A 12,657-nucleotide genomic window follows, 5' to 3' on the forward strand; every position below is an offset into this window, starting at 1 on the left:
GCAGGGGCGCTGCCCGATTAACCATGACGCTAAAGTGAAGGTTTTGCGTGCGAAGATCAACGTCTTCCCGCACGGGCCGCTAAAGCCTGCGCACCACGGGAGCAGCGCCGGTCGGATAAGTGTTGTCTTCCGGCGTTTCGCCACCGACGCGTTCAATCGGCCCCATCACAAACAGGAAGCAGCAGGCGGCAACGATACAGTGCGCGCCGACAAACACCAGGCCCAGGCTGTAGCTGCCGGTCAGCGCAACCAGGTAACCGAACATGATCGGCGTGATAATGCCGGCGATATTACCGACGCAGTTAAAAATAGCGCCCGCCAGGCCAACCGCTTCCTTCGGCGCGGTGTCGCTGATCACCGCCCAGGTACCCGCTCCGGCCGCCACGCCCTTGCCGTAAAAAGCAAAGGACATAATGGCGATGACCCAAAAGTTGCTGTTGGCGACGGCGGCGGCCATGAGCGTCGCGGCCATCAGCATCCCGACAATGTAAGGCGTTTTGCGCGCCCAGGAGACCGACCAGCCGATGCGGATCAGGTAATCGGAAATAATGCCGCCGGAAATCCCGCCCGCAAAGCCGAACAGCGCTGGCGCCACGGTGGCGAAACCGGCATGCAGAATATCCATGCCGCGCGCCTGCACCAGATAGACAGGGAACCAGGTAATAAAGAAATAGCTCAGCGCGATGATGCAGTACTGACCGATATAGGCGCACCACAGCATCCGGTTAGTCAGCAGCCTGCGGAAGGTTTCGCGGGAAACGGGGGTTTTCTCCTTACGCTCCTGTACCGAGTCGATATCGATCAGGCCGCCGCCCGCGACGATATGATCCAGCTCCTGCGGCGACACGCTGCGGTGCGCGCGCGGCTCCTGCATATACCAAAGCCAGACGAAGAAGGCCCCGATGCCGATAATGCCCAGCACAAAGAAGGGCCACGGCCAGCCGAATTCGGACACCAGCCAGCCGGAAAGGGGCGAAAAGATGCCGACCGCAAAATACTGCGAGGAGGCGAACAGCGAGGAGGCGCGGCCGCGTTCGGCTTTTGGAAACCACATAATGGCGACGCGGGCGTTGGCCGGAAAGCTGGGTGCCTCGATCAGCCCCAGCGCGAAACGCAGCGTGAACATGATCACCAGCGCGCTGGTCAGGCCCGTAGAGAATTCGCCGACAAAGCCCATCGCCAGCGTGGAGATCGACCAGAGCACCAGCGTCATGCCGTACACTCTTTTGGTGCCGAAGCGATCCAGAAACAGGCCGCCGGGGATCTGTCCTATTACATAGGCCCAGCTGAACGCCGACAGGATAAAGCCAAGCTGGATGGGCGAGAGGCCAAACTCATCTTTAATCGCGCCGCCCGCAATCGACAAAATAGAGCGATCCGCATAGGCGATAACGGAAAGAAACAGTATCAGCATTAATATCCACACGCGCACGTGCGATCCGTTTTTAGCAGTCATAGTGCTTACCCTTATTTATTGTCGCTCTGAATACAGGCGCAGAGATGACGAAGCTTGCCGCAGCGGCAGGAGAGAAAGGAAAACGGCCCGCGGGCGTTTTAATCAACTATAGGAGGCGCTTTTCAGGCGGGTCATTGTGCTGTTGTCGGGATTAACGGGAAATTTTTGCGGTACATTCAGAAAGATGCACAAGGTGGCTTGAAGCGCTTCACATTCCGCACGTTATCCGCCGCGCTTGCCGCACGGCTTTCCTGGAACGTGCACTGGGTCTGGTTTTCTTTGCGCGCTCTCTTCTATAGGACGCGGTATCTCAGGGATCGATCATGGTCGGCCCGGCGATGCGCAGCACGTTGTAGAACCAGGTTTTTGCCGTGATATCGCCGATTTCGGTGTGCGCATAGAGGAAAACTTCCTGATTCGGCACGTGGAACGGCAGCTCCAGCATCCGGCCGTTGCCGCGACGTGCGTAGATCCTGGCGGCGCTGGAAGGCAGCGTTACCAGCAAATCGCTGGAGGCAATCAGCTCGCCCAGCGCGGCGAAGTGTGGCACTTCCAGCGCGATTTCGCGTTCCAGCTCAAACTCTTTCAGCCGATCTTCCACAATGTGGTGACCGCTGGTGGCAGCGACCACGACGTGGCGTTCCTGCATATACTCATCCAGCGACAGGCTCTCTTTAATTCGCGGATGGTCAACGTTGAGCAGGCAGACATAGCGTTCATAGGCCATCAGCTCGCGCTGCGCGGAGGAAACCGACTCATTGCGGCTACACAGCGCCGCGTCGATACGGCCCGTCAGTAGCCATTCGTCCAGCTTGTGCACGTCGACCGGGATCACCTCCAGCTGGATATGCGGCGCCACGCTGCGGAAAAGCGTAATCAGCTTGGGCAGCAGCAGCAGCTCGCCCAGGTCCGTCAGCGCCAGGCGGAACTTATAGCGCGAGGTTTCCGGCGAGAAGATGCGGGTTTCCGCCACGGCTTTTTCTATGCCGGTCAGCGACTTTTTAAACACCTTATAGAGCTGCATCGCGGTCGGCGTCGGCTCCATGCCTTTCCGGCTGCGCTTGAACAGCTCGTCGTTGGTTTCGCTGCGCAGACGGGCGAGCGCGTAGCTGGCGGAAGGCTGCGTAATAAATAGGCGATCGGCAGCGCCGCTGACGCTGCGAGTTTCATAGATAGCGGTAAAAACGCGTACCAGGTTGAGATCCAGCATGGCTACCTCTATAGAGACTATCTATTAACGAACATTAAAATTATCTATTTGAACTATTTTACACTTCTTTATATCCTTCCGCCAAATTTTGATAAGTTATTCCTTTTGTTGCATATCAAAATTTAACTAATAAAAACATATAGATATAATATTACATCGTGGAATGGCGGCGTCATATGCAGGATGCCGCTGCAGGAGAAAGTCAGTGAAAGGTGAAATCGTAGACGTGATTATCGACTGGATTGAAGCGCATCTGGACGATGGACTGAATATTGAGGCCGTAGCCGCGCGCTCCGGTTATTCTAAATGGCACTTACAACGCGCTTTTAAAGAGAAAAAAGGCATGACGCTGGGCAGTTTTATTCGCTATCGTCGCCTGGACGAGGCGGCAAAAAGCCTGGTGACCTCCCATAAAACCATCATGACCATCTCTATGGATTTGGGATTCTCCTCCCAGCAGTGTTTTCAGCGCGTCTTTAAAAAACACTTTAACGTGACGCCGAGAGATTATCGTAATCAGCATCGCGAGCTGCACTAAATTCGCGCATCTCTGAATAAATACCCTATGAAAAAATATGCTTTTCTTATCGCGTTGGCGATAAGCGGGACCGGTTTTGCTGCCGTTCCCGCTCGGCCAGCGGGCGTTCAGACGACCACGGCGTGCGAGCCGGGTTTTTGCTTACCGCTTGTCCGGGCCGGCGATGAACTGGCGCTGGGCATCGGCAGCATTGACCGGCAGGCGCGCCGGGTGCTTGAACCCGCCTCGGCAGGCATACTGACCGAGCCAACGGAGTAAATCCGTAAAATTCCCCCGGTGCAGGCCTGTGCCGTGAAAAATTTAACATTCCATCAGGTATACTACCGCTCGTGTTAACCTGCTTATGGAATGCTATGGAACGTCTTACTGAAAATCTTATTTACGCCTCGCGCTGGCTGCTGGCACCTATTTATCTCGGGCTGTCGCTGGGCCTGCTGGCGCTGGCGATCAAGTTCTTCCAGGAAGTTTTTCATCTGCTGCCCAACGTGCTGGCTATGGCGGAAAACGATCTGGTGCTGGTGCTGCTGTCGATGATTGACCTGACGCTGGTTGGCGGCCTGCTGGTGATGGTGATGCTCTCCGGCTATGAAAACTTCGTTTCCAGGCTGGATATCTCCGAGCACAAAGAGAAGCTGAGCTGGCTGGGGAAAATGGATTCCGGCTCGCTGAAGAATAAAGTGGCGGCCTCTATTGTGGCGATCTCTTCTATTCATCTGCTGCGCGTGTTTATGGATGCGCGCAATATTCCTGATAACAAGCTGATGTGGTACGTCATTATTCATCTGACGTTTGTGCTGTCCGCCTTTGTGATGGGCTATCTGGACGCGATGTCCCGTAAAGATAAAAACGCCCTGCACTGATTGCGCTTTGCCCGGAGCGGCTCCGGGCAATCCTGCCGTTATTTAGCGCCCGCCGCGAATTTCACTTGCCTCCCGACCGGCAAATCGCATAAAAAAGCGGTTCTTCTTGCCGATAAAGAATTATTCGTCCGCTTCGCCTCCTTCTGCCTGCCCGTTTCTGGCCTCCGCTTTGCATGTCTTAGCGAAGAGCGCTGCGTCGGCACGGAGCGCGGCGCGTTTATGTTACCAAGGAAAACCATGTCAGATGATTAGTCGACGCCGGTTAATAATGGGCACCGGCGCAGCCATGTTGGCGATGACCGCCGGAAAACTGTTTGCCAGAGAAGACATTATTCCCCTGTGGCCGGACGAGCCGCCGGGCGGGGGCGGGGGCGGGCCGGGCGGCAATCTGCATGTGTCCGCCAGCGGCGCCTGGTCGAATATCGTCAGTCCCGCTATTCAGCGCTTTCAGCCGCAGGAGCCTAACGGCTCGGCGGTACTGATCGCGGCGGGCGGCGGCTATCGCTGGATCGGCATGGGCGGCGAAGCCTGGCCGGTGGCGCGCTGGCTGAATGCCCGTGGCTATACGGCCTACGTGCTGAGCTATCGGCTGCCGCACGAAAAATGGCACGCGGGACGGCTCGCGCCCTTTCAGGATGCACAGCGCGCAATCAGGCTGGTGCGCTCGATGGAGCGGAAAGTACATCTGCTGGGCTTTTCCGCTGGCGGCCACCTGATGGGCATGTCGGCGGCGCGGCCTGGTTTCGTAACCTATGCGCCGCAGGATACGCTGGATCAGATTGCGCCGGTCGCGGACAGCGTTGCCCTGATTTATCCGGTGATCACGCTGGAAGCGCCTTACACCCATACGCGTACTCACAGCGAAATCGTCGGAAAAAACGCTTCGCCAGCGGATGAGGCGGGCTGGTCGGTGGAAAATTACGTTACGCGTAGCTTCCCACCTACCTTTCTGGCCCAGGCGGACGACGATCGCACCTCAAATCCGCACAACACGCAGATTATGCACGACGCCTGTCGGCGCATGGGCGTGCCGGTCGAACAGATCAAAATTACGCGAGGCGGACATGGTTTTGGTCTGGGAAGGGCGGGGACGCCTGCGGCTATCTGGGATGAGGCTTACGCTATCTGGCTGGCGGGACGTCGGTAAATGCTTTGGCGCCTTCCGTGGCGCCGTCTGGCAGGCTATTTTCTGAGCCGTACCAGATCGACCGCATGGTCGGTGCTTTTGGTCATGATCAGGCTGGCTCTTTCGCGAGTCGGCAGGATATTCTCTTTCAGATTCATCAGATTAATCTCCTCCCACAGCTGCGTGGCGATGCCTACGGCCTCGTCTTCAGGCAGCTTTGCGTAGTGATGGAAGTAGGAATCCGGATCGGTAAACGCGCCCTGACGGAACTTCAGGAAGCGATTAATGTACCAGTGGCGCAGCAGATCTTCCGGCGCGTCCACATAGATAGAGAAGTCGACGAAATCGGAAACAAAAACGTGATGCGGATCGTGCGGGTAATCCATACCGCTTTGCAGCACGTTCAGCCCTTCCAGGATCAAAATATCCGGCTGCTGCACGACCTTGTCGCCGTCAGGAATAACATCGTAGATCAAATGCGAATAGACCGGTGCGGTGACCTGAGCGGCACCAGACTTGAGGGCGGAGACGAAATTCACCAGGCGATGCATATCGTAAGATTGCGGAAAGCCCTTTTTCTTCATCAGGCCGCGCTCTTTTAACACCTCGTTGGGGTGCAAAAACCCGTCCGTGGTAATCAGCTCGACGCGACGATGCTCCGGCCAGCGGCTCAGCAGCGCCTGCAACACGCGAGCCGTGGTGCTTTTCCCTACGGCCACGCTGCCGGCGATACTGATGATATAGGGGATCTTCTGGCCATTGGTGCCCAGGAACTGCTCCAGCACCGCCTGACGGCGTAAATCGGAATTGATATAGAAGTTAAGCAGACGCGATAACGGCAGATAGATCTCCGCGACCTCATTAAGAGAAAGATCTTCGTTTATCCCCTCGAGCCGGGCAATTTCTTCTTTGCTCAGGGTCATCGGCACGGAATCACGCAGCGCGGCCCATTGCGAACGGTTAAATTGCAGATAGGGTGTGGTCAACAAGGATTCTTTTTTACTCATATACATGCTTCTGCCAGCAAGAACTTGCCTGTTGTGGCGTGCGCAGAGAAGACGCTGTCCGCTGCTGCCGCTCGCGTAACTAAGGTAAATTTCAGAAAACAATGGGCAGGAGGTTAACACCAGACGGGGCGGAATCAGAAGGAAAAATAAAAACGACCAACGCAAACGTAACGGCGGCCGCATTTATTGAAAAATAAACGCGCGCTTTATGAAAACGACAGCGAAAACAGCAGCCGATTCGCTTTGCGCAGGCGCCAGGGGAATGCTGCTGGACAAACAGAGAAAGAAATCGCCGCTTTTGCGCTGGCTAAAAAATAGCAATATCGTCGCTTCTTTGTACGGTTCCGTTGACGGGCAGCAAGATTTTGCGAAGAATTGCACAAATAACAGCCATAAGAACTTTTATCGCAATTTTTTTGTTGCATCCCGCCGCCACACTTCCTAGAATGCGCACCACTTGATGCCGGCTTAGCTCAGTTGGTAGAGCAACTGACTTGTAATCAGTAGGTCACCAGTTCGATTCCGGTAGCCGGCACCATCAAGTACCCCAGGTGGGGTTCCCGAGCGGCCAAAGGGAGCAGACTGTAAATCTGCCGTCATCGACTTCGAAGGTTCGAATCCTTCCCCCACCACCATTAATATCGTTCGCGATGTTAATGAGAGGCAGAAACTTCCAGATTCCCCACGGGGAAGGATGAGAAGCTTCGACCTCGAAGGTTCGACCCGAAGGGCACGGAACGCAGTGACGTGAATCCTTCCTGTACAGAAGTACAAAGTAGTTTGAACTACTGCCAACTTATGTTGGTTCGGCGTTAAAGCAGACTCTGTCAGCTTCCCCACGGGGAAGGACGAGAAGCTTCGACCTCGAAGGTTTGAACCGAAGGGCACGGAACGCAGTGACGTGAATCCTTCCTGTAAAGAAGCACCTATTCAGTCCTGACGTTTAACGGCTGAAGCCAGATGAAAGCAACAGCGTTCATCAACAGATTTTAGACTGAGCTCAAGCACAGTCGGAGTCATCAAGCAAATGCGGGTTGACTCGAAGAGCAGAAAAGCGTTTCTGTTGTTCACAAGCTACAGACAGAACAGGTAGCCGAGTTCCAGGATGCGGGCATCGTATAATGGCTATTACCTCAGCCTTCCAAGCTGATGATGCGGGTTCGATTCCCGCTGCCCGCTCCAAGCCGTGCTGATATGGCTCAGTTGGTAGAGCGCACCCTTGGTAAGGGTGAGGTCCCCAGTTCGACTCTGGGTATCAGCACCACTTCTAAATCTCCCTCCCTGATTCTTCTCTGTGCGTTAAAATTCAACAGTTCAGGCAATGCCTGGTTGATGTGGTGATATCACCGATTTATCCGTGTCTTAGAGGGACAAGCGATGTCTAAAGAAAAATTTGAACGTTCCAAACCGCACGTCAACGTTGGTACTATCGGCCACGTTGACCACGGTAAAACTACCCTGACTGCTGCTATCACCACCGTTCTGGCTAAAACCTACGGCGGTTCTGCTCGTGCATTCGACCAGATCGATAACGCGCCAGAAGAAAAAGCTCGTGGTATCACCATCAACACTTCTCACGTTGAATATGACACCCCGTCTCGCCACTACGCGCACGTTGACTGCCCTGGCCACGCCGACTATGTGAAAAACATGATCACCGGTGCTGCGCAGATGGACGGCGCTATCCTGGTTGTTGCTGCGACTGACGGCCCAATGCCGCAGACCCGTGAGCACATCCTGCTGGGCCGTCAGGTTGGCGTTCCTTACATCATCGTGTTCCTGAACAAGTGTGACATGGTTGATGACGAAGAGCTGCTGGAGCTGGTTGAGATGGAAGTACGTGACCTGCTGTCACAGTACGACTTCCCTGGCGACGACACCCCAATCGTTCACGGTTCCGCGCTGAAAGCGCTGGAAGGCGACGCCGAGTGGGAAGCGAAAATCATCGAGCTGGCCGGTCACCTGGATAACTACATCCCGGAACCAGAGCGCGCAATCGACAAGCCGTTCCTGCTGCCAATCGAAGACGTATTCTCCATCTCCGGTCGTGGTACCGTTGTTACCGGTCGTGTAGAGCGCGGTATCGTTAAAGTCGGCGAAGAAGTTGAAATCGTTGGTATCAAAGATACCGTGAAATCAACCTGTACCGGCGTTGAGATGTTCCGTAAGCTGCTGGACGAAGGTCGTGCGGGCGAGAACTGTGGTATCCTGCTGCGCGGTATCAAGCGCGAAGATATCCAGCGTGGCCAGGTTCTGGCTAAGCCAGGCACCATCAAGCCACACACTCAGTTCGAGTCTGAGGTTTACATCCTGTCCAAAGACGAAGGCGGCCGTCATACTCCGTTCTTCAAAGGCTACCGTCCACAGTTCTACTTCCGTACAACTGACGTGACCGGTACCATCGAACTGCCGGAAGGCGTTGAGATGGTTATGCCAGGCGACAACATCAAAATGGTTGTTACCCTGATCCACCCAATCGCAATGGACGACGGTCTGCGTTTCGCAATCCGCGAAGGTGGTCGTACCGTTGGCGCGGGTGTTGTTGCTAAAGTTATCGCTTAATCGCTGATAATATTTGACGCAACGCACAAGAAGAGGGCATCATTTGATGCCCTTTTTGCACGCTGTAACATAGAACCTGGCTCATCAGTGATTTTCAACCATAATCATTGCTGAGGCAGGCTCTGTAGCACGGCGTTATATGCCGAGTTTCGCCTGAGCGCATTATTCGGTTCGGTTGCCGCGTATTACGGGGCAAAATAGTTTCTGATCTATTGTGGCAGGTTGGTTTATGAGTGCTAATACCGAAGCTCAAGGGAGCGGGCGTGGACTGGAAACGGTAAAGTGGTTAGTGGTGGCGCTGCTGCTGCTCGTGGCCGTGGTTGGCAACTACTACTATCGTGAAGTCACCCTCCCGCTGCGCGCGCTGGCCGTTGTAATCCTGATCGCAGCAGCAGGTGGCATTGCGCTGCTGACGACGAAGGGCAAAGCAACCCTGGCTTTTGCCCGCGAAGCGCGCACAGAAGTTCGCAAGGTTATTTGGCCGACTCGTCAGGAAACGTTGCATACCACGTTAATCGTTGCCGCGGTTACTGCCGTGATGTCACTGATTTTGTGGGGACTGGATGGTATTCTGGTCCGTCTGGTATCGTTTATCACTGGCCTGAGGTTCTGAGATGTCTGAAGCTCCAAAAAAGCGCTGGTACGTCGTTCAGGCGTTTTCCGGCTTTGAAGGCCGTGTAGCCCAGTCGCTGCGCGAGCATATCAAATTACATAACATGGAAGAGCTTTTTGGCGACGTCATGGTGCCAACCGAAGAAGTGGTTGAAATCCGTGGCGGTCAGCGTCGCAAAAGCGAACGCAAGTTCTTCCCGGGCTATGTTCTGGTACAAATGGTCATGAACGATGCAAGCTGGCACTTAGTGCGCAGCGTGCCGCGTGTCATGGGTTTCATTGGTGGTACATCCGATCGTCCGGCACCTATTAGCGATAAAGAAGTCGACGCGATCATGAACCGCCTGCAGTCTGCTGGCGATAAGCCACGTCCGAAAACCCTGTTTGAACCAGGTGAAATGGTCCGCGTTAACGACGGTCCGTTTGCCGACTTCAACGGTGTGGTGGAAGAAGTGGATTATGAAAAAAGCCGCCTGAAAGTTTCCGTTTCCATCTTTGGCCGCGCTACGCCGGTTGAGCTGGACTTTGGACAGGTTGAGAAAGGCTGATCGGCCTGCATAAAATGTAAGCCGATAACCAGAATAACGGTTGCGGAAGGCGCGAAATTGCCCTACAATTTCGCGCCTTTTGTTTTTATGCGCTGCTACAGCGCGTGAATATTAATTACGGGGAGCTCTTTGCCGAGCGATTGAACCCAATAGAGGAATTATCATGGCTAAGAAAGTACAAGCCTACGTCAAGCTGCAGGTTGCAGCCGGTATGGCAAACCCAAGTCCGCCAGTAGGTCCGGCACTGGGTCAGCAGGGCGTTAACATCATGGAATTCTGTAAAGCGTTTAACGCCAAAACAGAATCCGTTGAGAAAGGTCTGCCGATCCCGGTTGTTATTACCGTTTATTCTGACCGTTCTTTCACCTTCGTTACCAAAACGCCTCCGGCAGCTGTACTGCTGAAGAAAGCGGCGGGTATCAAGTCTGGTTCCGGCAAGCCGAACAAAGACAAAGTAGGTAAAGTATCACGCGCTCAGGTACGTGAAATCGCAGAAACCAAAGCTGCGGACATGACTGGTGCTGACGTTGAAGCGATGACTCGCTCAATCGAAGGTACTGCTCGTTCCATGGGCCTGGTGGTAGAGGACTAAGAAATGGCTAAGCTGACCAAGCGCATGCGCGTGATCCGTGACAAAGTTGATGCAACTAAACAGTATGACATCAACGAAGCTGTCGCTCTGCTGAAGGAACTGGCAACGGCCAAGTTCGTAGAAAGCGTTGACGTAGCAGTAAACCTGGGCATTGATGCTCGTAAATCTGACCAGAACGTGCGCGGTGCAACCGTACTGCCACACGGTACCGGTCGTTCAGTACGCGTTGCCGTATTTACCCAGGGCGCAAACGCTGAAGCTGCTAAAGCGGCTGGCGCAGAGCTGGTAGGTATGGAAGATCTGGCTGACCAGATCAAAAAAGGCGAAATGAACTTTGACGTGGTTATCGCCTCTCCGGATGCGATGCGCGTTGTTGGCCAGCTGGGCCAGGTTCTGGGCCCACGCGGTCTGATGCCAAACCCGAAAGTTGGCACCGTAACGCCAAACGTTGCTGAAGCGGTTAAAAACGCTAAAGCGGGCCAGGTTCGCTATCGTAACGACAAAAACGGCATCATCCATACCACTATCGGTAAGGTTGATTTCGAGTCCGATAAGCTGAAAGAAAACCTGGAAGCCCTGCTGGTTGCGCTGAAAAAAGCGAAACCTTCTCAGGCGAAAGGCGTTTTCATCAAGAAAGTTAGCATCTCCACCACTATGGGTGCGGGTGTGGCAGTTGATCAGGCTGGCCTGAACGCTGTAGCTAACTAATCTGCTTTACGCGGGCGAAATTTTCGACTAGAATCTTTGGCCCGTTGTTCTGTAAATATACAGAACCTCTATTTAAGTCAATCGGACCGAGACAAGGCGGCAAAGCAGTGAATCGCCGGGAGCATAGCCCGCTATGTAACTGGTGTGAACGAGAGCGGCCAACGCAGTATCCGAATGACGCAGAATAGACAGAATTTTCGGTTGGAGCCTGGCCTTATCCAGGCCTCCGTCCAAGACCGCAGGTGTTTCGAAAGGAACTTAATTTCCTGCGTAGACGGTGACAGAACCTGAAGAATATTTTTATAGTCTTTGCTGGATTCTGCTCACCGTGTTTGAGCGCCTGCTGACTTCGGTCGCAGGTGATGTGAGTTCCGGGGGAATCCTTCCCCGGTCAAAATCCAGGAGCAAAAGCTAATGGCATTAAATCTTCAAGACAAACAAGCGATTGTTGCTGAAGTCACCGAAGTAGCCAAAGGCGCGCTGTCTGCGGTAGTTGCGGATTCCCGCGGCGTGACCGTAGACAAAATGACTGAACTGCGTAAAGCAGGTCGTGAAGCTGGCGTTTACATGCGTGTTGTTCGCAACACCCTGCTGCGCCGCGTCGTTGAAGGAACTCAGTTTGAGATCCTGAAAGACACGTTTGTTGGTCCGACCCTGATTGCATACTCTATGGAACACCCGGGCGCTGCTGCTCGTCTGTTCAAAGAGTTCGCGAAAGCGAATGCAAAATTTGAGGTCAAAGCTGCGGCCTTTGAAGGTGAGCTGATCACGGCGGCGAATATCGACCGTCTGGCAACTCTGCCAACTTACGAAGAAGCGCTGGCACGTCTGATGTCGACCATGAAAGAAGCCGCTGCAGGCAAACTGGTCCGCACCCTGGCTGCCGTACGCGACGCGAAAGAAGCTGCTTAAGCTTTTTGCCCGTTGCACTTTAACGTATAAACTATTTCTGATTCACAGGAACAATTGTCATGTCTATCACTAAAGATCAAATTCTGGAAGCAGTAGCGGCTATGTCTGTAATGGACGTTGTTGAGCTGGTTTCCGCTATGGAAGAAAAATTCGGCGTTTCTGCTGCTGCTGCTGTAGCTGTTGCTGCAGGCCCGGCTGAAGCTGCTGAAGAAAAAACTGAGTTCGACGTTGTACTGAAAGCTATCGGCGCTAACAAAGTTGCCGTAATCAAAGCCGTACGTGGCGCAACTGGTCTGGGCCTGAAAGAAGCTAAAGACCTGGTTGAGTCTGCACCTGCTGCCCTGAAAGAAGGCATCAGCAAAGACGACGCAGAAGCTCTGAAGAAATCTCTGGAAGAAGCTGGCGCAGAAGTTGAAGTTAAATAAGCCAACCTTTCAGGTTGCAGCCTGAGTTAATCAGGCTGACGGCTGGTGACTTTTTGGTCACCAGCCTTTTTGCGCTGTAGAGCGTCAGTGGCGTTTCACAC

The 12,657-nt window shown here is 54.1% G+C and carries 15 protein-coding genes and 4 tRNA genes; 16 read left to right on the plus strand and 3 right to left on the minus strand.

The window, feature by feature from the left end; translation table 11 throughout:
• Positions 1 to 79: 79 nt before the first annotated feature.
• Positions 80 to 1,456: an MFS transporter gene (locus tag ACA373_RS17835; protein WP_370734916.1), complete on the minus strand. Its 1,377-nt coding sequence runs from the start codon at positions 1,454 to 1,456 to the stop codon at positions 80 to 82.
• A gap of 310 nt (positions 1,457 to 1,766) precedes the next feature.
• Positions 1,767 to 2,666 (minus strand): LysR family transcriptional regulator, encoded by a 900-nt coding sequence (locus ACA373_RS17840; protein WP_125289359.1) that lies wholly within the window; start codon positions 2,664 to 2,666, stop codon positions 1,767 to 1,769.
• 163 nt (positions 2,667 to 2,829) lie between these two features.
• Between ACA373_RS17840 and ACA373_RS17845 the strand changes: the two genes are divergently transcribed.
• The 4 genes from ACA373_RS17845 to ACA373_RS17860 all read left to right on the plus strand — a co-directional run bounded on the left by ACA373_RS17845 (position 2,830) and on the right by ACA373_RS17860 (position 5,211).
• The gene (locus tag ACA373_RS17845) at positions 2,830 to 3,204 is read left to right on the plus strand and encodes a helix-turn-helix domain-containing protein (RefSeq protein ID WP_301730638.1); all 375 of its coding nucleotides are present in this window, start codon (positions 2,830 to 2,832) and stop codon (positions 3,202 to 3,204) included.
• 27 nt (positions 3,205 to 3,231) lie between these two features.
• The gene (locus tag ACA373_RS17850; RefSeq protein ID WP_370734917.1) at positions 3,232 to 3,462 is read left to right on the plus strand and encodes a hypothetical protein; all 231 of its coding nucleotides are present in this window, start codon (positions 3,232 to 3,234) and stop codon (positions 3,460 to 3,462) included.
• A gap of 95 nt (positions 3,463 to 3,557) precedes the next feature.
• The gene (locus tag ACA373_RS17855; protein ID WP_125289362.1) at positions 3,558 to 4,064 is read left to right on the plus strand and encodes a TIGR00645 family protein; all 507 of its coding nucleotides are present in this window, start codon (positions 3,558 to 3,560) and stop codon (positions 4,062 to 4,064) included.
• Positions 4,065 to 4,308: 244 nt separating this feature from the next.
• Positions 4,309 to 5,211 carry an alpha/beta hydrolase gene (locus ACA373_RS17860; protein ID WP_370734918.1) on the plus strand — a complete coding sequence of 301 codons (903 nt, stop codon included), beginning with the start codon at positions 4,309 to 4,311 and terminating at the stop codon, positions 5,209 to 5,211.
• Positions 5,212 to 5,246: 35 nt separating this feature from the next.
• On the opposite strand, the gene coaA is transcribed toward ACA373_RS17860, so the two are convergent.
• Positions 5,247 to 6,197 (minus strand): type I pantothenate kinase, encoded by a 951-nt coding sequence (gene coaA / locus ACA373_RS17865; RefSeq protein ID WP_253456300.1) that lies wholly within the window; start codon positions 6,195 to 6,197, stop codon positions 5,247 to 5,249.
• Between the two features lie 208 nt (positions 6,198 to 6,405).
• Between coaA and ACA373_RS17870 the strand changes: the two genes are divergently transcribed.
• The 12 genes from ACA373_RS17870 (at position 6,406) to rplL (ending at position 12,556) form a co-directional block, all read left to right on the plus strand.
• Entirely contained in the window at positions 6,406 to 6,642 is a 237-nt protein-coding gene (locus tag ACA373_RS17870) for a hypothetical protein (RefSeq protein ID WP_253456297.1), read from the plus strand.
• A gap of 17 nt (positions 6,643 to 6,659) precedes the next feature.
• Positions 6,660 to 6,735, plus strand: a tRNA-Thr gene (locus ACA373_RS17875).
• A 12-nt stretch (positions 6,736 to 6,747) separates the two neighbouring features.
• A tRNA-Tyr gene (locus ACA373_RS17880) sits at positions 6,748 to 6,832 on the plus strand.
• A 472-nt stretch (positions 6,833 to 7,304) separates the two neighbouring features.
• A tRNA-Gly gene (locus ACA373_RS17885) sits at positions 7,305 to 7,379 on the plus strand.
• A 6-nt stretch (positions 7,380 to 7,385) separates the two neighbouring features.
• A tRNA-Thr gene (locus ACA373_RS17890) sits at positions 7,386 to 7,461 on the plus strand.
• A gap of 113 nt (positions 7,462 to 7,574) precedes the next feature.
• Entirely contained in the window at positions 7,575 to 8,759 is a 1,185-nt protein-coding gene (gene tuf, locus ACA373_RS17895; protein WP_253456294.1) for an elongation factor Tu, read from the plus strand.
• Between the two features lie 229 nt (positions 8,760 to 8,988).
• Positions 8,989 to 9,372, plus strand: coding sequence for a preprotein translocase subunit SecE (secE, locus tag ACA373_RS17900; RefSeq protein WP_253456291.1), 384 nt, complete (start codon positions 8,989 to 8,991; stop codon positions 9,370 to 9,372).
• Between the two features lies 1 nt (position 9,373).
• Positions 9,374 to 9,919: a transcription termination/antitermination protein NusG gene (nusG, locus tag ACA373_RS17905; RefSeq protein ID WP_024966040.1), complete on the plus strand. Its 546-nt coding sequence runs from the start codon at positions 9,374 to 9,376 to the stop codon at positions 9,917 to 9,919.
• 163 nt (positions 9,920 to 10,082) lie between these two features.
• Positions 10,083 to 10,511, plus strand: coding sequence for a 50S ribosomal protein L11 (rplK, locus tag ACA373_RS17910; RefSeq protein WP_125290943.1), 429 nt, complete (start codon positions 10,083 to 10,085; stop codon positions 10,509 to 10,511).
• A gap of 3 nt (positions 10,512 to 10,514) precedes the next feature.
• Positions 10,515 to 11,219: a 50S ribosomal protein L1 gene (rplA, locus tag ACA373_RS17915; protein WP_125290944.1), complete on the plus strand. Its 705-nt coding sequence runs from the start codon at positions 10,515 to 10,517 to the stop codon at positions 11,217 to 11,219.
• A gap of 414 nt (positions 11,220 to 11,633) precedes the next feature.
• Positions 11,634 to 12,131: a 50S ribosomal protein L10 gene (gene rplJ, locus ACA373_RS17920; protein WP_125290945.1), complete on the plus strand. Its 498-nt coding sequence runs from the start codon at positions 11,634 to 11,636 to the stop codon at positions 12,129 to 12,131.
• Between the two features lie 59 nt (positions 12,132 to 12,190).
• Positions 12,191 to 12,556: a 50S ribosomal protein L7/L12 gene (rplL, locus tag ACA373_RS17925; protein ID WP_253456287.1), complete on the plus strand. Its 366-nt coding sequence runs from the start codon at positions 12,191 to 12,193 to the stop codon at positions 12,554 to 12,556.
• Positions 12,557 to 12,657: the final 101 nt, after the last annotated feature.

This window comes from Erwinia sp. STN24 (assembly GCF_041320675.1).
GTDB classification, from domain to species: Bacteria; Pseudomonadota; Gammaproteobacteria; order Enterobacterales; family Enterobacteriaceae; genus Erwinia; species Erwinia aeris.